Genomic DNA, 19,149 nt, shown 5'->3' on the forward strand with positions numbered 1-19,149 from the left:
CCGCTAGTGGCTGCGAATCGATCATGACTGACCCTAGCCCCGCCCCAGTGCGAACTAACCCCTCCGCCAGAAATGCCTGAAACAAAGCACCATCCACCAAGCCAAACAGAGCGATCCACAACCAGGCTCGCCAGCCCTGGGGCTGTTTGCGATCGGTAAACAGAGCAACTAGCAAAATTAATAAGCCAGCAGGAACCAGCCTTATCCCCGCCATAAATAGCGGTGTCGTTTGAGGAATCGTCCCTTTCATCGCCACCATAGCGGTGCCCCACAAGAAGAAAGGAGCAATTAGCAACAACGGGGCAAACGGTAGTTTGGATTCGGCGACTTTAAGCTGCATAACCTTCGCTCGGCGTTTCTCTCAATTTTAATCAATTATGTAGTTGTATTAAGTTTTTTCTCAGAAATTCAGCGCCAAACTTTCGGCCAAGTGCGCTTTAGATAAGGCACACTAGAATTCAGCCTCATTAACAATTCTTGATTACCTTCATTATTGACTTTCCATGGTTTGGCCGTTTAAGCCTCGGTTTCGTAAACAGATTGCTCGAATTGAAGTTTCAGGAGCGATTGGCACATCGACTCGAAAGCGTGTTTTAGACGCTCTGAAAGAAGTAGAAGAGAAGAAATTCCCGGCCTTGTTGCTCCGAATCGACAGTCCGGGGGGAACGGTCGTTGATTCCCAAGAGATTTACAGTGCGTTAAAGCGTTTGCAAGAAAAGATCAAGATCGTTGCCAGTTTTGGCAATATTTCGGCATCGGGTGGCGTTTACATCGGCATGGGAGCCAGCCACATTATGGCGAATCCAGGCACGATTACCGGTAGCATTGGTGTCATTTTGCGGGGCAACAACTTAGAGCGATTGCTCGATAAAGTCGGGGTTTCGTTCAAGGTCGTTAAATCAGGCCCCTATAAAGACATCCTGGCATTTGACCGGGAACTGACCGACCCAGAACAAGACATTCTGCAAGAGCTGATTGACACCAGCTATCTACAGTTTGTTCGGACGGTGGCCGAGGGCAGAAATTTGCCGCTTGATACCGTTAAAAGCTTTGCCGATGGGCGTATTTTCACCGGAGAGCAAGCCCTAACGCTGGGAGTGGTCGATCGCCTCGGCACCGAAGATGATGCTCGTCGGTGGGCGGCTGAACTGGTGGGGCTTGATCCAGAGAAAACGCAATGCTACACCCTGGAAGAGCGTAAAGGGCTGTTGAGCCGACTCTTGCCGGGACGTGGACAAGTGGCGGCTGGCTTGTTTGCCGGAGCAGAATGGCTGGAATTTGAACTATCGACCAGCGGTTTACCGCTGTGGATGTATCGTCCTTAAGGTGTTGCCCTTTTGCCGCTGGTTCACGATCGCACTCCGCCAGATGTCAACTTTCGCAACGTAATTTTGCAATATATAAAGTTGATATCTGGCGCTAACCCGCATTCATTCAAGAAGTTTAGTGATGGGGAACGCATGTTGTACGCACGACAATGCTAATCTCGGTCTAAACTTCAAACGTTCAACACTTAATATAAAAACTCGATAGTAATAGGGTTGAGTAGTGAACACTGAGAGAGCAATGCAGGCTCAGCTTCAGGCTCAATACTCAATCATCAAACCATTTAATTTGAATGGAGGACTGTTAACGTGGGTTGGAAAGTTCGGGCAATTCGAGGGGCGACTACTGCCTCAGAAAATTCGGTAGAAGCCATTCGAGAGGCGGTCACAGAGCTACTGGATGCTCTAGAGTCGCTGAACCCCATCGACCCGGATGACATTGTTAGCGCCACGTTTTCAGTGACTCGTGACCTGGATGCTGTTTTTCCGGCGGCGATCGCCCGTGAACGTCCCCATTGGCAAAACGTGCCGCTTTTGGATGTGCAGCAAATGCACGTTGAAGGAAGTTTGGAGCGGTGCATTCGGTGTTTGATTCAAATCAACACGCTCGAACCGCTGACCGCCATTCATCACCCTTATCTGAGGCAGGCCAAGGCGTTAAGACCCGATTGGAGTATTGCTACAGCACCGTTTTCGCCGTAGGGACGCGAAGCGCGCGTCCCCATCAACCAGCAGCGGATCGTAAAGGTTGAACAACCGGCAAGAGTGCCGGTCGGTGTGATCAGTTCACATGATTCAGTTCATATAATCAGTTCACATAGTAATCGCGTGTCCCTTTCGCTCTAATCGCTTCACCCAGGCGATTGAGCGCATGAACGTAAGCCGCTGTTCGCATGGAGATCGTCAACTCTTGCGCGATCGCCCAAATTTTTTCCGTTTCTTCGGTCATTTTCGCTTCTAAACGGCGGTTTACTTCTTCTAGCGACCAGTACAACCCGTTGCGATTTTGTACCCACTCGAAATAGCTCACTGTAACGCCACCCGCATTAACCAGAATGTCTGGAAAGACATGGATTCCCTTCGCTTCTAGCAGTTGATCCGCTTCAGAGGTAATGGGGCCATTTGCTACTTCAAAAATGTACTTTGCCTTGATATCGTTGGCGTTGGCGGCAGTAATTTGATTTTCGAGCGCCGCTGGTATCAGCACATCTACATTCAGGGTCAGCAGTTCAGCGTTGGTGAGTACTTCATGCTCAATGATGTTGCAGACGGTGCCCTGGCAGTAAACGGCTTTAATTCCACGGCTCGATTCTTTGAACTGGCGAATGCTGGGAATATCTAACCCCTGACTGGCGTAGATAGCGCCCTGGGAATCGCTCACCGCAACTACTTTGTACCCGGCCCGGTAGAGCAGTTCGGCAATGACCGCACCCGCATTGCCAAATCCCTGAACGGCGACAGTAGTTCCTGCCGGAGGCAATCCAAACCGGGGCAGAATAGCTTGCATGACGAAGAAAGCCCCCATTGCCGTTGCCGTTTCGCGCCCAAGGCTGCCACCCATTGTGATGGGCTTACCCGTAACTACCCCCGGCGTAATCTGACGGCGAATGGTGCTGTATTGATCCATCATCCAGCCCATGATCATCGGGTTGGTGTAAACATCTGGAGCGGGGATATCCACATCAGGGCCAATGAAATCGGCGATCGCATCAATGTAGCCTCGGCTCAACCGCTCCAGTTCAAACTTAGACAGCTCTTTGGGATTCAGCGTGATTCCCCCTTTCGCACCACCAAACGGCAGGCTGAGTGCAGCACACTTAAACGTCATCCAGAATGCCAGCGACTGAACTTCGTCTAGCGTCACATTGGGATGAAACCGAACGCCGCCTTTGGTGGGGCCGCGACTATCGTCATAGCGGACGCGATAGCCCTGAAACATTCTGAGCGAGCCATCATCCAGGCGAACTGGAATCGAGACGGTGAGGCTGGCCTTCGGATATTTGAGGCGTTCGATCGCATCCTCACACAGCGTTACATAGCGCAACGCTTTCTCTAAACGCTGATTAGCATCAGACAATAAGGAGTCGAGCATAGTCGTTTCTGGGATCAGGGGTAGCTCCGACTGAAGTGAACGGCGACTTGACTGATCCGGCTGTTGTTATGATCCCCAGAAGAATGTAGCAAAAACTACGGTTCTACAAGAAAGTACGCAATTGGGTAGGGTGATTTGCAGCAAAGAGAGCCAAGGGAAGGAACGTCAGCGGACCAGTTGGCACCGTTGACGACGAACTGGCGTCATTTTAAGCAGCAGGGGAGTGATCCCACTGTTTGAAGATTAGAGCTACCAGAGGTTTTCATGACCATTCGATTGATTCGCAACGGGTTCTGGTGGGGTTTGGCGATCGCCCCACTGCTGAGCGTTAGTCTTAGCTTTGCGGCTCAGGCTCAGCCAACAGCGCCAACCAATGACACACCCAGCAACTCTGATCTGCCCCGGTTCACCAGCCCTTCTGCCCCAACTGTGACGCAGGTGCCCCCAGGCAATGTCACCGTGACGCGAGATCAGGCTCCGCTGCCGCTGGGCACCGTTTACCAAACGCCGATCGCCAATTTTGAGCCAGCCTTTTCGGATGTTCCTACCGACCATTGGGCGTATGAAGCCGTGACTCGCCTGTTCTATAGCGGCATTGTCAGCGGCTATTAACCTGACGCGATCGACTGAGTAACATTCGCACCGGGCTGCTTCTACTTTGACGATTCGACTCGGGGCTTGGTCAGGTTGTTCTGTCAGCAGCATCAAGCACTATGATTCTAGTGCTAACCTTCGTTCCACTTGCCACTTACTCAGTCATGGTTCATGCTCCACCCAATCCAGCTCTACCCTGGCAAACCCTTGACCCTGACCAAGCCTTAGACCTGCTTCAGAGCGATCGCCAAACTGGGTTAACTCAGCCCCAGGTGGCAGAGCGCCAGCAGCAGTATGGGTTAAACGAGTTAGAAACAACAGACGGACGAACCTCGTTTGCCATCTTGCTTGACCAGTTCAAAAACATCATGCTGCTGCTGCTGATTGCGGTAGCCATCATTTCAGGGGTGTTAGATCTGCTGGATTTGCAAGATGGAACGATCGCAGAAGCCGATATTCCGTTTAAAGACACGGTGGCTATTCTGGCGATCGTCATTTTGAACGGCATTTTAGGATACGTGCAAGAGAGCCGAGCCGAAAAAGCGCTGGCTGCCCTAAAAAGCCTCTCTGCACCCAAGGTGCGGATACTGCGCGAGGGCAGCGTGCGCGAGGTAGAGGCAAAGGAATTGGTGCCAGGAGACATCATGCTTCTGGAAGCCGGAATGCAAGTTGCCGCCGATGGGCGATTGCTAGAGGCCGCCAATCTACAAATTCGGGAAGCCGCGTTAACGGGCGAGGCTCACGCGGTTGAAAAGCAGGTCAAGCTTCAGTTGCCCGAAGATACTGCCCTGGGCGATCGCGTCAACCTGGTGTTTCAGGGCACGGAGGTGGTGCAGGGGCGCGGCACTGTCCTGGTGTGCAATACAGGAATGCGAACGGAGCTAGGCAAAATTGCCACGATGCTGCAATCGGTTGAATCGGAACCCACACCGCTACAGCAACGGATGGATCAACTCAGCAAAGCGCTAGTGTATGGGGCGCTAGCGCTGGTGGCGATCGTGGTTCTCAGCGGACTGATCACCGTTGGCGTTGGCAATTTGAGAGAGCTGCTGGAAGTCTCGCTGAGTATGGCAGTCGCGGTGGTGCCCGAAGGCTTGCCTGCCGTGATCACCGTGACGCTGGCGCTGGGCACTCAACGGATGGTGCGTCGCCATGCCTTAATTCGCAAATTACCGGCGGTGGAAACTCTGGGTTCAGTGACTACCATCTGTTCCGACAAAACCGGAACACTGACCCAGAACAAAATGGTGGTGCAGTCTGTCCACACCGAGTCAATATCGCTGCGTGTTACGGGCGAGGGATACACGCCAGAAGGCCAGTTTTTCCACAGCAACCAGCCAATCTCGCCGGCCCAGCAGCCAGAACTGCAAGCCCTGCTGCTGGCCTGTGTTATCTGCAACGATTCCGTTTTGCAAAAGGAGCAGGGAAATTGGGCCATTTTGGGCGACCCCACCGAAGGAGCGCTTCTCGTCGTCGCGGGTAAGGCTGGATTGCAGAAGGATACCTGGGACAACCAACTGCCTCGCCTCAACGAAATTCCGTTTTCGTCGGAACGAAAGCGCATGAGCGTGATTGTGGCCAACGATCGCGCTAACCCAAACGCTGAACTGCCCTCGGTTTTAGCAGATACGGCCTCGTTGTTATTCTGCAAAGGGTCGGCTGAAATTGTTTTAGCCGCCGCCACTCACGTTTTGGTGGGCACTGACGTTGAAGCATTAACGGACGATCGCCGCGATCGCATTCTGGCAAAGAATAACCAGCTTGCCGCGCAGGGATTACGGGTTCTGGGGTTTGCTTACCGTCCTTTGGAGCTGATTTCAGCCGATGAAACGGATGCCAGCACTGAACAGAACTTGATCTGGCTGGGGCTGGTTGATATGTTTGACGCGCCCCGCTCGGAGGTGCGAGATGCAGTGGCTCGTTGCCGTATGGCCGGAATTCGACCAGTGATGATTACGGGCGACCATCAGCTCACCGCCAGGGCGATCGCCGAGAATTTAGGGATTGCGGAGCCAGGTGACGTGGTGCTAACAGGTCAGGAGTTAGAAAAATTGAGCCTAGCCGAACTGGAACACCATGTCGATCGCGTCAGCATTTACGCCCGTGTCGCGCCAGAACATAAACTGCGAATTGTGCAAGCTTTGCAGCATCGTGGCAAGATTGTAGCGATGACAGGCGACGGGGTTAACGATGCCCCGGCACTAAAGCAGGCTGATATTGGCATTGCAATGGGAATTACGGGCACCGATGTTAGCAAAGAAGCCAGCGACATGGTGTTGCAGGACGACAACTTCACCACCATTGTGGCCGCTGTGGAAGAAGGACGCGTGGTTTACACCAATATCCGCCGCTTCATTAAGTACATTTTGGGGTCAAACATTGGTGAGGTGCTGACGATCGCCGCTTCTCCGCTGCTTTTACCTGCGAGTGGAGTGCCCTTAACGCCGCTGCAAATTTTGTGGATGAACCTGGTAACCGATGGGTTGCCTGCTCTGGCGCTGGCTATGGAACCAGCAGAACCTAACGTTATGAACCGTCCGCCCCATAACCCCAAAGAGAATATTTTTGCTCGCGGTTTGGGGCTGTATATGGTTCGAATTGGAATTGTTTTAGCCATCATTGCGATCGCTCTGATGGTGTGGTCGTACTATTACACCGCCAGCACGCCAGGAAATCCTGAACGCTGGAAAACAATGGTATTTACCACGCTGTGTTTAGCGCAAATGGGGCACGCGATGGCGATCCGCTCCAACACGCGATTAACGATTGAGTTAAATCCGTTCTCCAATCCGTTTATTCTAATTGCGGTTGGGCTAACCACCGTGCTTCAGCTCATGCTGGTTTATGTTGCGCCGCTTCGCAATTTCTTTGGCACTCATTATTTGAGTCCAATGGAGATCGGCATCTGTATTGGCTTTAGTCTGTTGATGTTTGTTTGGGTTGAGCTAGAAAAGCTGTTTGTTCGGGCGTATGCCAGTCGTCGAGTAAGGCGCGATCGCTCCAGATAGCCCCAGATAGCCCCAAATAGCTCCAGATAGCCCCAAATAGCTCCAGATAAAAGACAAGATTGAGGCAATAGGAGAAGATGGGAAAGAGAGCGGAGAGGCTAGGAATTCAAGATAGGTCTATCACCGTTCTAGCTCGTTTTATCTACCCATCGGCATTCATTGCCTTTCTGCCGTTGTCCTGTTTATGTATCTCAAAACCCTTCACCTCCGGCAGTTTCGCAATTATCGGGAGCAGCAGGTTGATTTTTTAGCTCCCAAAACCATTTTGGTTGGAGACAATGCTCAGGGAAAATCGAACCTGCTAGAAGCGGTAGAGTTGTTGGCCACACTGCGATCGCACCGAGCCATGCGCGATCGAGAGCTAGTGCTGGATGGTGAAACCGCCGGACAAATTGTGGCAACCCTGCAACGAGAGACAGGCATTACCGACCTGGGAATTACGCTACGCAACACAGGACGGCGCACAGTAGCGCTCAACAGTGAAACCCTGCGGCGGCAGCTCGATTTCTTGGGCGTAATGAATGCGGTTCAGTTCTCTAGCCTCGATCTGGAACTGGTGCGGGGTGGCCCTGGACAGCGCCGCAATTGGATTGATACCCTGCTGACCCAACTGGAACCGATCTATGCCTACATCTTGCAGCAATACAACACAGTGTTACGACAGCGAAATGCGCTGTTGCGACAGCAAAATGCCTCCAGTTCGGGTGCCGAGCCGCAGATTGACCTCGCCGAACTAGCCGTCTGGGATAGCCAACTGGCGGCGATCGGGGCGAGGGTCATTCGACGGCGTGCCAGAGTGCTAGACCGACTGGCACCCTTAGCTCAATCGTGGCACCAGGCGATTAGCAACCATACCGAACTATTGGACGTAAAATATGCCCCTAACGTACCGCTAGAACAGGATGACTCCGCCGTAGTGCAGCAAGCCTTTTTAGACAAACTGGGACAACGGGCGATCGCAGAACAGCATCAGGGCACCACGCTAGTAGGCCCGCACCGGGATGAAATTGAATTCATCATCAACCAAACTCCAGCGCGGCAGTACGGCTCACAGGGTCAGCAACGCACTCTGGTTTTATCGATCAAATTGGCCGAGCTAAAGCTGATCGAGTTGGTGATTGGGGAACCGCCGCTGCTGCTGCTGGATGATGTACTAGCAGAACTGGATCTGAACCGCCAAAACAAACTCTTAGAAACTATCCAAGATCGGTTCCAAACCTTGATTACAACGACCCATTTAGGAGCGTTTGATACCCAATGGCTCAAATCCTCTCAGATTCTTACTGTTGAATCAGGGCATATCAAATTTTGATGTCATTAACCACAAAAAAGCAGGCAACATGCCTGCTTTTCAAAGCCTCACTGATTCACCTGGGGGAACCAATGGAGAGGAGAGTATCGTGAACCGGGCTTAGTAAGTGCCAGTGCCCTCAGTTCCAGCGCCTTGCAGCTGCGCTAAATCGAGGTTAGGAGGCAAAATCACCTGGTCGATTGCGTGGATCACACCGTTGCTAGCAACGACATCTGGCTCAACGACCATCGCTTCGTTGACCATCACATCACCAGAAGCCTGATCGACCTGAACGTTGATCGACTCGCCTTCAACGGTGGCAACTTCGCCCGGTGTAATTTGATCGGAGGTTACCTCTTGAGGCACCACATGGTAAGACAAAACTTGGGTCAGAACGTCCTGATTCTCTGGCAACAACAGCGCGTCCAGAACGCCTTCAGGCAGAGCGGCAAACGCTTCGTTGGTGGGTGCAAACACAGTGTAAGGTCCATCTTGAGACAACGTCTCGGTTAAGCCAGCAGCTTCGATGGCTTGAGCGAGCGTGCTGAAGGACTCGTCGCTTTGGGCAACGGCTACAACGTTGTTGCTGGCATCAGTAGCGGGAGCCGGGCTGGTACCAACCGTAGCAGGACTTTCGGTCGTAATCGGCGCATCGCCCGCAGGAGCAGTGGTGGTGGTGTCGGGCGTTTCACAAGCGGCCAACGTGACGCTAGCACCTAACCCCAATAGACCTGCCAAAACTTTTTTAGAAATCTGAGTTGAACGTTTCATGGATTCCCCTTTGCTTCTGTGTGTTGGCGTGACCAACAATCGTGTGTTCTTCACAAAAGTTAAGACATTAGCTCAGGGAGAACACTCGACCTAGAGATAGAGGTTGAGTTAAATCATAAATTTTGTTATCAAGTATTAACTTTTCATTAACGAATGCTTATCCCTAGTCAAAATAGACCGATCGGTCAGTTGTCAAGCCTGTTCCCAGGCGGTCGCCCCTGCACAGGTTAGGGCAACTTCCGTCAGGCCGATGTGTTGGGATGGGGAACTCGCAACAGTTGGTTGGCGGCGGGTGCCCTAAGGCGAGTGGTTTTACCATCCAGCCAGCGCACTTCAACTCCGTCAATGGTCTGCTGGGTACCTAACCCAAAATGAGCTACCGGCTCCATCTGGCAGAGATAACCACTTCCGGCATCGATCGCTCGAATCTGGGTTCGATCTCCAGCGGTCAGCGTGACTACCGCTCCCCGGGCAGGCGCACCCGCAGGCGTTAACGGTAGCACTCGCAACCAGGCATGATCGTTTGCCGCAGAATGATAGAGCGATAGCGGTTGCGCGGCGGATTCACCATGAGCAATAACCAGTTCCAGGCGGCCATCGTGATTAAAATCGCCAACCGCCGCGCCTGTTCCCAGTCCATTCGGTTCCAGAGCATCGCCAATGTTGATCGGCGACCAGGTACCATCGCGCCAGCCAAACAAGCGATTGGGCTGACCGATGTTATTGAAAAACAGCTCTTCGTAGCCGTCATTGTCAAAATCGGCCACAATCACCGTCCGAATGCGCGACGGAATCGCTAACGCAGGCGGTGCCACATTTCGAAATTTTCCCGGTTGCTGCTGCACAAATAGTCGATGGGGGCCTTCCCAGTTGCCGTAGACCAGATCAAACCGCCCGTCGTCGTTGGCATCCAGCACAGCAATGCCACGACCATGCTGATACGGATCGCTCATTTCAGCGATCGCCGCAATTTCGGCAAAGGTGCCATCCCCCTGGTTGCGAAACAGAAAGTTGGCGCTATTTTCGTTAACGGCCACGATGTCCATGCGGGTTGAAACGAGCGGCAACGCAATCAGCCCTCGGCCTCCCGTACTCAGATTCAATCCGGCAGCAGGTGCCATGTCGGCTAACATGCCGTCAGCGTTTAGCTCAAACAGCCGCATGGGGCCACCGTAGTTTGCCACCAAACAGCCATAGCGTCCCTGTCCAGTGCGATCGACCCACACCACCGATCGCCCTGCGGTTAAGTTGAGGGCATCCTGATTTTGCGGCAAGCTAAACAGGTCTTTCCAGGCATCGTTCTGCCAATCGAACAAGCGATCGCCAAACCGTTTACGTCCAGAAAAGGTGTCGGTATTGAGCACATAAATCTCTTCCCGCCCGTCTCCATCCAAGTCGCCACCCGCAACACCAATCGACTGGCTCACATCATCCGCCAAGACATCATCTGCTAGATTGACAAAGCAGTTGTCTTGCCATTTCAACACCAAATTGCGGCTGCCAAATCCGCTGACAAATAGCTCAAACGCTCCGTCTCCATCCACATCTATCACGGCTATTCCGTAATTCAATTGCTTTGGGTTGTCGGAGAGGAGAACACTTTTGTCAATAAACATACTGAATCAGTTAGTGGTAGATGAGAGCCAACGGATTGCAGCCCATCGTCAAGGCGCGATGCTAAACCAACCCGGTTGTTTCTAGCGTGATTGGGAATCAAACACGTTCAGCGTGGCCGTCTGCATGACGCTAGGTGAGGCAGAATGCTAGTAGCGTAGCATCACGCGGTCTTTCTCCCTAGTGCAGCCAGTACCAAGAATAGGGGTTGAAGTTCAGGTCAAATTGCTGTGGCCGTTGGTGGGCAGTCAAGCAGGGTTGCAACACGATAGCATCGACATAAGTCCCGAATGGGGATAGATTCACTGAATCTAGTTTTGCAGCCCTTGCACCCGTCATGCCCTTGTCAGAGTACGATCGCCTGTTTGAAACCATTGAAGAACTGGTCTTACACCATTCGCCAAGCGGTGCCGAATCTGAAATCGATGAATGGTTGCAGCGGCGGTTTCAAGCCCTGGGGGTAAACTGCTGGTTTGATGAAGCAGGCAACGCCATCGCCAAAATTCCAGGACGCGAACCGGGTAAAGCGATCGCCATTACTGCCCACAAAGATGAGATCGGCGGCATTGTCAAATCGGTAGAAGAAGATGGACAGGTGCAGGTTCGCAAATTGGGCGGCGCGTTTCCGTGGGTGTATGGAGAAGGGGTTGTCGATCTGCTAGGCGACCAGCAAACTATCAGCGGCATTCTGAGCTTTGGCTCTCGTCACGTTTCTCACGAATCGCCCCAAAAAGCACAGCAAGATGACAAGCCGCTGCGGTGGGAAGACACCTGGGTAGAGACGAAGTGTTCGACAGCGGAGCTAGAAGCAGCGGGCATTCGACCCGGAACGCGCATGGTAGTTGGCAAACACCGCAAGCGTCCGTTTCGGTTGAAGGATCACATCGCCAGCTACACCCTCGACAATAAAGCCTCGATCGCCATTTTGCTGGCTCTGGCCGAGCGGCTGCCCGAAGCAAACGTGGATACCTATTTAGTGGCATCGGCCAAAGAAGAAGTGGGGGCGATCGGCGCACTCTATTTCAGCCAACGCCAGCGGCTAGACGCTTTAATTGCGCTAGAGATTTGTCCGCTTTCTGCGGAGTATCCCGTCCAGGATGGCTGCTCTCCGGTTTTGCTGTCCCAAGACAGCTACGGCCTGTACGACGAAACGCTGAACCAGCAGATTCGACAAGCCGCCACTCGTGAAAACCTGCCGCTTCAGTTTGCTACCATTAGCGGCTTCGGCAGCGATGCCTCGATCGCCATGAAATTTGGTCACGTTCCTCGCGCCGCCTGCCTCAGCTTCCCTACCCAAAACACCCACGGCTATGAGATTGCCCACCTGGGGGCGATCGCGAACTGCATCAAAGTGCTGTATGCCTTTTGTCAGCCGTAACCCGCAACCCCCGATTCGTTTCGCCCTCCACTCCGTGTAACAACCTGTGAACCCATTCCGGTTGCCCCCCTCAATTCCCTACAATGAACCCTAGAGACTTCGTGAAATCATAAAAAGACTAAGTATTATATGCCCACTACTGTTGCTGACGTCATGAGCCGCGATCTGGTCACGGTCAGCCCTGACACTCCACTTGGAGAAGCGATCAAAATTCTTGCCGAGCGGCGGATCAGCGGGTTACCTGTGGTTGACCAAAACGACAAGTTGGTTGGAGTGATTTCGGAAACCGACTTGATGTGGCAGGAAACCGGAGTTACCCCTCCGGCCTACATCATGCTGCTAGATAGCGTTATTTATCTGGAGAATCCAGCCAAATACGATCGAGAACTTCACAAAGCGTTGGGTCAAACCGTTAAAGAGGCAATGACCAAAGATCCAATCACCGTGAAGCCCGACAAACCGCTGCGGGATGCTGCCCACTTAATGCACGATCGCCAAATTCATCGCTTACCCGTTCTGGATCAAAACGGGACGCTCGTTGGTATCCTCACACGCGGGGACATCATCCGCTTCATGGCTGCCAATCAAGACTAAACAGTGCCCACCTTTGGTCTGAGGGATGGGCAGAGCCGTGTGGATACCCAAGACCTCTGTGAGTAGCTGAAGCCCGTTTGCTTTAGTACTCAAGTTTTGAGCTGGTTTTGAGCAGTTCTATTCCGGCTTGACAACATCCCTTTTGTTTCTATCAGTCACTTCTTTATAAAGACGAGATAAGACATGAGTGTTACTCCTGAATCGGTTCAACAACGCTTGAATTCAGAGGATTTTGGTCAGCGGCTCAGTGCCGTCAATCAAATCCGTCAACTGACGCCAGAGGACGGGTTTCCACTGATTCGACAGGCGATCGCTGATAAAAGTGCCCGCGTTCGCTATGCCGCAGTCAGCCAAATGTCATCGATCGGTCAACACAATTCGTCTGTTGCCCTAGAGGTGTTGCGTCGCTGCCTGCTAGAAGACCCAGAGCCAGATGTACAGGCCGCCGCTGCCGATTCCCTGGGTGCGCTCAAGCTGACCGAAGCGTTCGACGACTTACAGCACCTCTACCACCAGACCTCAGAATGGCTGGTGCAATTTAGCATCATTGCGGCTCTGGGAGAACTGGGAGACGAGCGATCGTTTGAACTGCTGGAAGCCGCATTGAACTCTGACAACGAGCTCGTAAAAACAGCGGCGATCGGGTCGTTGGGCGAGTTGGGGAATCCCCACGCTGTTCCGCTGCTGTTGCCCTACATTTCTCATAGTGATTGGCAAATTCGCTACCGCTTAGTGCAAGCACTGAGCCACTTTGAGGGACAGGAAGTGCGTGCAGCCCTCGAAGCTCTGGCACAAGACGAGACGGCTGCCGTAGCAGAAGAGGCCAAGCATCATCTGAGTTCATAGCTTTTTAGTGATTGCAGGCATGATTTTAAAGACTGTGTAAACGACCGTGCTGCTACTGGCAGCATCGCTGTGTATGTGTGTAAATTGAGAGCAAAGGTTGGTAGTTTTTCATACACCTTTAAGTTACTCCAGTCTAGGTAGCACCTTAAAAGCCTCCGTAACGGTGTTTTCCTGGTTTGCGGAATTCTCTTAATCACCTCTGCACTCCCTTTCAACGGAACACATCGATGAACCTCTGGGCATCACTCTTTACAACAGCGGCCATCTCGCTTATGGCTGGGCTAGCTGCACCAGCACAAGCATTTAGCTTTTCCTTCGACACGAGCGGTATTCGCTTTGACCAAACGACGGTGGTTGACTTTAACTTCCTGGAGTCTCACGGCAAGTATCAGTCGAGCCTGGGCATCATGGAAGTTAACGGTTCCACCCCAGTCACCGGTTCTTTCTCCTTGCTGTTTGGCGAGAAAAAACCTGGATACGATTCAACCGCAAACGATTGGGAAGCGCTTTGTGGCGGCAGCACCGTCCCTGTATGTACGTCTTCCTTTAGCTTTACAGCCGGTAAAACCTACACCCTGGCGTTGAGCAGACCTGCGGGTGCCAGGGATGTTCCAGCTAGCTACGTCTATTCCACAACAGCGTTCAATACCTCTTATAAACCGCCTACAGCTTACAACCAGGCCATCTTCAGCGGCGATTTGTACAGCATGGGTGGAACTCTAATTCGGTTTGAAGATATCGGCGATCGCTACGACAAAAAGGCATGTGCTGCAACCGGCAGCACACCCAACGGCGATTGTGACTTCAATGATTTCATCGTGACGGCCAAAGCCAAAACGCCCGAAGCTCCCGAATCCGTTCCCGAACCGGCAGCCATGGCTGGTTTAGGAATGGCCGCAGCCGGATTAGTTGTCTCTCGGCGGAGACGCGATCGCCAGCAGGCTGGCTAATTTCTACATTTCCCGATCACAACGGTTGGCCTCTTAGATGCCAGCCGTTTTTTTGCTGGATGTCGGCCTGGAGGCGATCGCTCTTTGCCTCTAAGACAGAGCATCCTGACCGCTCAACCAACACTCTGAATCGAAACAGGAGCAATTTTCTTACGTAATTGCTGATGTATCGGAAACAACGGGATCGCAAACAAAGTCTAATAAAAAGTACTGCTTTTGAGCCTGAGCGGCAGTGAAATTCCGTAGTAGCATGAGTAAAAGATGTAACACGCATTCTTAGGCTTTGGGTTCAATACCTGAGGACGCAAACGTCAGAATAGGACAATGATAAATAACTATTAAGATCAAGGATGCGGCTATCATGCTTGCGGTAATCACCGAAGATTGCATTCACCAGTTCTGTTTCATTGCCCGTGGCTCGCTCCACACCGGTATGACGACCAGAGATGGGCTTTATAAACTGCATCGATCATTCAGGAAACATCGTCGCAGTCACGCCCTTGCTGTTGCTTCGGCTCTGTCCTATCAAGGTATTGGCACCGTTGTCACGGTTTCAGCACAGCAAAATCACTATCGCGTGTGGACAGACTTCCGAACTGGCCGGACTCAAGACGCAACGTCTCACTCGATCCGCCACAGCAGCGATCGCCAGTAGGTGATGCATCACCGACGCATCACCTGCTCTTTGAAAGGCCGTAGTTCAATCCTTCAGGATGAAACCAGCTTCACGCCTCGAATAGAGTCATCCAGGAGCTTAATCGGATGCACAACCGAGACAGCCTGCCCTCTCGATCTCAGGTGTTTCTCAATTTGAATGGAACACCCCGGATTGGCAGAAGCAATCAACGTAGCTCCGGTGTTCAGGAGATTGGTAACCTTCTGCTGCCCCAGTTCCTCGGCTACCTCAGGTTGCAGCATGTTGTACACCCCGGCACTGCCACAGCACAAAGCCGCATCAACGGGTTCTCGCAGGGAAACACCTGGAATTTGCCGCAGCAATTGACGAGGCTGTAAGCTAATTTTCTGGCCGTGCAGCAGATGGCAAGCATCCTGATAAACGATGGTCAGCGGCTGATCGTGCAGCGGATGCAGGGGAGCGGTTAGCCCAACTGCGGCTAGAAACTCCTGCACGTCCTTCACTTTGTTAGAAAATGCCCTGGCTCGATCGCGATACTCCAGATCGTCCTGCAAAAGGTGCCCGTAGTCCTTCAGTGTATGCCCACATCCAGCGGCGTTGATGATGATGGCATCCACATCCGTCTCTGCAAAGCTATCAATCATTTGCCTTGCCAGCATCTGAGCGTGGGCTTCCTGCCCTTGGTGATAGGGCAAGGCCGCACAACAGCCCTGCATTTTAGGAATCACCACTTCACAGCCGTTAGCGGCAAGAACGCGAGCCGTTGCTTCGTTGACCTCTGTAAAGAACAGGCGCTGGACACAACCCAGGATCATCCCAACCCGATACCGCTGTTTGCCCTGCGCCGGGACAATATCGGGTAAGGTATCTTGAAATGATTTAACCGTCACTTCAGGCAACAACGACTCCATTGCCGCCAGCCGTGGCGAAAGGCGCTTGAGCAGTCCTGACGATCGAACCAATAGGGAGCCGCCCAGCTTTTGATAGAGCAGCAGCGGTGCTAACAGCAGCCGCAGACGATCGGGGTGGGGAAATAACGAAAAGATGATTTGGCGAAAGAGGCGATCGCCCACACTGCGAGAATAGTTGCGTTCGATCTGCGGACGAACGGCTGTGAGCAACTGGTCGTACTGCACACCGGACGGACAGGCCGTGACGCAAGCCAGACAGCCCAAACAGGAATCGAAGTGCTGCACAGTCGTCTCAGACAATGGAGCATCCTGCTCGTTCACCGCATCCATTAAGTAAATGCGCCCTCTGGGAGAATCGGTTTCTTTGCCAATGACCCGGTAGCTGGGGCAAGTTGATAGACAAAACCCACAATGAACGCAGGCATCAATGAGTTTCGGGTCAGGAGGATGATGGGCATCGAACCCTGGAAACTGAGCGCTATCCATTTTAGCCAAATCGGCAGATAACGAACTCGAATTTTCTGACGTTTGCATGTTTAAATAGAGTCAATAAACCGCTTTGGACTTAAGAGTTGTTTCGGGTCAAACTGCTGCTTAATCTTTTGCATTAAACCGATCGCATTGCCAGCATATCCCCAGGTATCTAACTGGTGTTTGAGCGAAATCGGCGCTTCTAAAATGGAGAGAAATCCGCCTTGAGATTGACATAGGTTGCGAATCTCTAGCAGCGTTTCAATAGTGATGTGTTGATGGCTAAACCGCAGCACTCCTAATCCACTTGCCGCATGAATCAAACCCGTTTCAATTGAAGGAATGAGAGCAGCAATTTGGCTAAGAGACTGTGCCGCTTGTGCGGGTAATACTCCTATTTTACAGGTGATTGCGGCATCAATGGTGTTTGATGCTAGTTGGTGTTGTAATCGTTGCCATAGATTGGTTTCATCTGCCCCGGCATACACCGATCTCTTTAAGTCTAACGCTTGCCCCACCTGCAACAGTTGTGCGGTCTGTTCTTTGATGCCAACATCCAACCCCTGAAAGCGGCTAATGAGGGTCAGGTCGGTGCCTATGCCCAATCGCTCGCTCGTTTGAGGGGCTGTTAAGTCTACCGCCGTTGGACTGAGTCCAGACGCTAACACGGTGTGAGTTGCTTTGGCGATCGCCTCTACTGAACCTTGCAGAACCACGGTTTGAGACGTGTCTGGCAAGGGATACACCCGCAACGAGAGCTGGCTAATGATACCCAATGTGCCCCACGACCCAGTGAATAACTTCATCAGGTCATAACCAGCTACGTTTTTGACAACGCGCCCGCCCGCCTTGGCGATCGCGCCATCCGCTCGGACAAACGAGAGACCAATGACCATGTCACGAACGCCACCATAGCGCTGGCGCAGCGATCCGGTATCTGCCGTGGCGACGACCCCCCCCACCGTAGCGCTGTCGGTATATACAGGGTCGATCGCCAAAAACTGTCCGGCTGCTGCCAGGGTGGCTTGCAGGGTAGAAAACGGCATTCCTGCTTCTACCGTCACCGTCAGATCGCCGATGGCGTGTTCGATCAGGCGATCGAGTCGAGCCGTACTCACCCCCAGTCCAATATTGGCAGCCAACCCGCCCCAGTGAAGTTTGCTACCGTTGCCATAGGGTAAAACCGCCCAGTCATTCTGGTGGGCGCACGCCAGCACCTCAGCCAGTTCTGATGGTGAGCTGGGATATACGACACAGTCCAGTTGGCTATCAGACGCGATCGCATGGGACAGTTGCGATCGTACCCTTGGTTCTACCGTCTCCCAATTGCCCACCCCCTCTGTGCCAACAATCTGTGCCAACTGCGAGGCAATGACACCCATGCGATCTCCACTTCATTGACCATGTGGAACTATGATCCCACACCCAGAAGCTTTAGATCGGGTTCTGCCGACGAATTTGGGAATTCTGGAAGAGTCTCGGGTTGCACTGGCACCACCAGGGACAAACGGCTTGTACTGGAATAAGTTTGATAGAGATTTCTACAAACCCTCCAGACAAAACACGGGAAGCCGTTTAACCCGATCCGATCGCGTTGTTTCTTGAATGACTGCCATGACTTTAAACAAGGCTGAACCGCCCTTTTCTTCGGCTCAACTGGCCACCTGCATTGGTCAAGTCTTTATTCTGGCGTATCAAGAATCTACTGAATTGCTGGAGAAGGCGATCGCCAATGAAGGGCTACCCGTTGAAGTTTTGCGGCAACAGCATCAGCCAGACTACCGCGATTTTTCGCCCAGCTATCTCTGTTTACTGAATCACCAATCGGCCTGGAAACGCGCTCTGCAAACCCAGCAACTGACGCTTATCGTCGAAGCAGATTTCGTTCCTGTGGTTGGCTTTGGCGCGTTACCCCTGCCGTTTAAGGCCACCCAACCCGACATGGGAATTACCTGGCTGTATACCTGCGCTCCCCAAATTTATAGCGTGTCTGCGGAAGGCTATGCCGAGGGATATTCCACCTCAATGGTGGCCTACATTGTGGCACCGCGTGGCGCTGAAGCGCTGCTGGCTCTGGCTGAAACCACTCGCCAACAGGTAGGAGAAACCCGTTACTCTGCCTGGGATTCGGGAGTCGATAAATTTTTGCGATCGCACGGGCTTAAAAACTACATTCCCTTTCGCAATTATGGCGAGCATGGGGGCAAGCCTAATCCTGAGCATCGGCAGCATGGGTTAAGTGCCGCTCATCGGGCGGATGTGTTGTGCGATCGCCTCTTGTTGCGTCCCGCCTATGCCACAGATGCAACCTATCCACAGCTTCAGTTGCGATGGGTCAGGCTTCAAGCCCGGTGTAAAGGCATCGCTCGACTAATGAGCGGCAAGTTTCTGCGGGTTAAAGTATTACGCCAGTCCAGCGTTCCGCTGAAACTGCTCCAGTTTGCGATTCGTCGGCAGCTAACGTCAACCCTTTAATCCCTTCAATCTGCTCTTTAAATCGATTGCTGATGGCAAGACATTTAAGCAACTCCAAACATAGAAAGTGGATAGATTCGCGTCTACTCTCCTGGTTTGGTTGCGAAAAACTTCAGTGGATCTTTCTCTCTGTAAATGACCATCAGCAGTGGAACTGAAATAATGTAGCAGAGAGTTTCAGGTTGGGATTCA

17 protein-coding genes are annotated in these 19,149 nt (G+C 52.5%); 11 read left to right on the forward strand and 6 right to left on the reverse strand.

Annotation, left to right across the window (positions count from 1 at the left end; genetic code table 11):
• A partial coding sequence (locus tag IQ268_RS26320; RefSeq protein WP_193885446.1) for a DMT family transporter occupies nucleotides 1-340 on the reverse strand: 340 nt, incomplete at its 3' end.
• Between the two features lie 163 nt (nucleotides 341-503).
• Here IQ268_RS26320 and sppA point away from each other — a divergent pair.
• Both sppA and aroH read left to right on the forward strand, forming a co-directional pair.
• On the forward strand, nucleotides 504-1,325 hold the full coding sequence (sppA, locus tag IQ268_RS26325; RefSeq protein ID WP_193885448.1) for a signal peptide peptidase SppA: 822 nt from the start codon (nucleotides 504-506) through the stop codon (nucleotides 1,323-1,325).
• Between the two features lie 309 nt (nucleotides 1,326-1,634).
• Nucleotides 1,635-2,027, forward strand: a complete 393-nt coding sequence (aroH, locus tag IQ268_RS26330) for a chorismate mutase (protein WP_193885450.1) — start codon at nucleotides 1,635-1,637, stop codon at nucleotides 2,025-2,027.
• Between the two features lie 106 nt (nucleotides 2,028-2,133).
• On the opposite strand, the gene IQ268_RS26335 is transcribed toward aroH, so the two are convergent.
• The gene (locus tag IQ268_RS26335) at nucleotides 2,134-3,417 is read right to left on the reverse strand and encodes a Glu/Leu/Phe/Val dehydrogenase (protein ID WP_193885452.1); all 1,284 of its coding nucleotides are present in this window, start codon (nucleotides 3,415-3,417) and stop codon (nucleotides 2,134-2,136) included.
• A gap of 264 nt (nucleotides 3,418-3,681) precedes the next feature.
• Between IQ268_RS26335 and IQ268_RS26340 the strand changes: the two genes are divergently transcribed.
• The 3 genes from IQ268_RS26340 (at nucleotide 3,682) to recF (ending at nucleotide 8,331) form a co-directional block, all read left to right on the forward strand.
• Nucleotides 3,682-4,029, forward strand: a complete 348-nt coding sequence (locus IQ268_RS26340) for an S-layer homology domain-containing protein (RefSeq protein WP_193885454.1) — start codon at nucleotides 3,682-3,684, stop codon at nucleotides 4,027-4,029.
• A gap of 101 nt (nucleotides 4,030-4,130) precedes the next feature.
• Nucleotides 4,131-7,019 (forward strand): cation-translocating P-type ATPase, encoded by a 2,889-nt coding sequence (locus tag IQ268_RS26345; protein WP_193885456.1) that lies wholly within the window; start codon nucleotides 4,131-4,133, stop codon nucleotides 7,017-7,019.
• Nucleotides 7,020-7,203: 184 nt separating this feature from the next.
• Entirely contained in the window at nucleotides 7,204-8,331 is a 1,128-nt protein-coding gene (recF, locus tag IQ268_RS26350) for a DNA replication/repair protein RecF (RefSeq protein ID WP_193885458.1), read from the forward strand.
• A 99-nt stretch (nucleotides 8,332-8,430) separates the two neighbouring features.
• On the opposite strand, the gene IQ268_RS26355 is transcribed toward recF, so the two are convergent.
• The gene (locus IQ268_RS26355) at nucleotides 8,431-9,081 is read right to left on the reverse strand and encodes a fasciclin domain-containing protein (protein ID WP_193885460.1); all 651 of its coding nucleotides are present in this window, start codon (nucleotides 9,079-9,081) and stop codon (nucleotides 8,431-8,433) included.
• A 242-nt stretch (nucleotides 9,082-9,323) separates the two neighbouring features.
• On the reverse strand, nucleotides 9,324-10,697 hold the full coding sequence (locus IQ268_RS26360; protein WP_193885462.1) for a CRTAC1 family protein: 1,374 nt from the start codon (nucleotides 10,695-10,697) through the stop codon (nucleotides 9,324-9,326).
• A 335-nt stretch (nucleotides 10,698-11,032) separates the two neighbouring features.
• Here IQ268_RS26360 and IQ268_RS26365 point away from each other — a divergent pair, with 335 nt between their 5' ends.
• The 5 genes from IQ268_RS26365 to IQ268_RS26385 all read left to right on the forward strand — a co-directional run bounded on the left by IQ268_RS26365 (nucleotide 11,033) and on the right by IQ268_RS26385 (nucleotide 15,118).
• Nucleotides 11,033-12,073, forward strand: coding sequence for a M42 family metallopeptidase (locus IQ268_RS26365; protein WP_193885464.1), 1,041 nt, complete (start codon nucleotides 11,033-11,035; stop codon nucleotides 12,071-12,073).
• A gap of 129 nt (nucleotides 12,074-12,202) precedes the next feature.
• Complete coding sequence (locus IQ268_RS26370; protein WP_193885466.1) at nucleotides 12,203-12,667, forward strand: CBS domain-containing protein; 465 nt, start codon at nucleotides 12,203-12,205, stop codon at nucleotides 12,665-12,667.
• A 183-nt stretch (nucleotides 12,668-12,850) separates the two neighbouring features.
• Nucleotides 12,851-13,513 (forward strand): phycobilisome degradation protein NblB, encoded by a 663-nt coding sequence (gene nblB / locus IQ268_RS26375; protein WP_193885468.1) that lies wholly within the window; start codon nucleotides 12,851-12,853, stop codon nucleotides 13,511-13,513.
• Nucleotides 13,514-13,740: 227 nt separating this feature from the next.
• On the forward strand, nucleotides 13,741-14,463 hold the full coding sequence (locus tag IQ268_RS26380; RefSeq protein ID WP_193885470.1) for a PEP-CTERM sorting domain-containing protein: 723 nt from the start codon (nucleotides 13,741-13,743) through the stop codon (nucleotides 14,461-14,463).
• A 361-nt stretch (nucleotides 14,464-14,824) separates the two neighbouring features.
• Nucleotides 14,825-15,118 (forward strand): hypothetical protein, encoded by a 294-nt coding sequence (locus IQ268_RS26385; protein ID WP_193885472.1) that lies wholly within the window; start codon nucleotides 14,825-14,827, stop codon nucleotides 15,116-15,118.
• 53 nt (nucleotides 15,119-15,171) lie between these two features.
• Here the strand turns inward: IQ268_RS26385 and IQ268_RS26390 are convergent, their stop codons facing one another.
• On the reverse strand, nucleotides 15,172-16,545 hold the full coding sequence (locus tag IQ268_RS26390; protein WP_193885474.1) for a (Fe-S)-binding protein: 1,374 nt from the start codon (nucleotides 16,543-16,545) through the stop codon (nucleotides 15,172-15,174).
• A 2-nt stretch (nucleotides 16,546-16,547) separates the two neighbouring features.
• Nucleotides 16,548-17,864, reverse strand: coding sequence for an FAD-binding oxidoreductase (locus tag IQ268_RS26395; RefSeq protein WP_193885476.1), 1,317 nt, complete (start codon nucleotides 17,862-17,864; stop codon nucleotides 16,548-16,550).
• 232 nt (nucleotides 17,865-18,096) lie between these two features.
• Between IQ268_RS26395 and IQ268_RS26400 the strand changes: the two genes are divergently transcribed.
• The gene (locus IQ268_RS26400; protein WP_193885478.1) at nucleotides 18,097-18,957 is read left to right on the forward strand and encodes an LPS biosynthesis glycosyltransferase; all 861 of its coding nucleotides are present in this window, start codon (nucleotides 18,097-18,099) and stop codon (nucleotides 18,955-18,957) included.
• Nucleotides 18,958-19,149: the final 192 nt, after the last annotated feature.

Source organism: Oculatella sp. LEGE 06141, from assembly GCF_015207605.1.
Classification (GTDB): Bacteria; Cyanobacteriota; Cyanobacteriia; order Elainellales; family Elainellaceae; genus Oculatella.

Coding starts and splice junctions, on each gene's coding strand:
- IQ268_RS26355 (WP_193885460.1), bottom strand. CDS start 9,081: ATGAAACGTTCAACTCAGATTTCTAAAAAAGTTTTGGCAGGTCTATTG.
- IQ268_RS26400 (WP_193885478.1), top strand. CDS start 18,097: ATGACTTTAAACAAGGCTGAACCGCCCTTTTCTTCGGCTCAACTGGCC.
- IQ268_RS26345 (WP_193885456.1), top strand. CDS start 4,131: ATGATTCTAGTGCTAACCTTCGTTCCACTTGCCACTTACTCAGTCATG.
- IQ268_RS26365 (WP_193885464.1), top strand. CDS start 11,033: ATGCCCTTGTCAGAGTACGATCGCCTGTTTGAAACCATTGAAGAACTG.
- IQ268_RS26340 (WP_193885454.1), top strand. CDS start 3,682: ATGACCATTCGATTGATTCGCAACGGGTTCTGGTGGGGTTTGGCGATC.
- IQ268_RS26335 (WP_193885452.1), bottom strand. CDS start 3,417: ATGCTCGACTCCTTATTGTCTGATGCTAATCAGCGTTTAGAGAAAGCG.
- recF (WP_193885458.1), top strand. CDS start 7,204: ATGTATCTCAAAACCCTTCACCTCCGGCAGTTTCGCAATTATCGGGAG.
- IQ268_RS26370 (WP_193885466.1), top strand. CDS start 12,203: ATGCCCACTACTGTTGCTGACGTCATGAGCCGCGATCTGGTCACGGTC.
- IQ268_RS26380 (WP_193885470.1), top strand. CDS start 13,741: ATGAACCTCTGGGCATCACTCTTTACAACAGCGGCCATCTCGCTTATG.
- IQ268_RS26385 (WP_193885472.1), top strand. CDS start 14,825: ATGCTTGCGGTAATCACCGAAGATTGCATTCACCAGTTCTGTTTCATT.
- IQ268_RS26360 (WP_193885462.1), bottom strand. CDS start 10,697: ATGTTTATTGACAAAAGTGTTCTCCTCTCCGACAACCCAAAGCAATTG.
- IQ268_RS26395 (WP_193885476.1), bottom strand. CDS start 17,864: ATGGGTGTCATTGCCTCGCAGTTGGCACAGATTGTTGGCACAGAGGGG.
- IQ268_RS26390 (WP_193885474.1), bottom strand. CDS start 16,545: ATGCAAACGTCAGAAAATTCGAGTTCGTTATCTGCCGATTTGGCTAAA.
- nblB (WP_193885468.1), top strand. CDS start 12,851: ATGAGTGTTACTCCTGAATCGGTTCAACAACGCTTGAATTCAGAGGAT.
- sppA (WP_193885448.1), top strand. CDS start 504: ATGGTTTGGCCGTTTAAGCCTCGGTTTCGTAAACAGATTGCTCGAATT.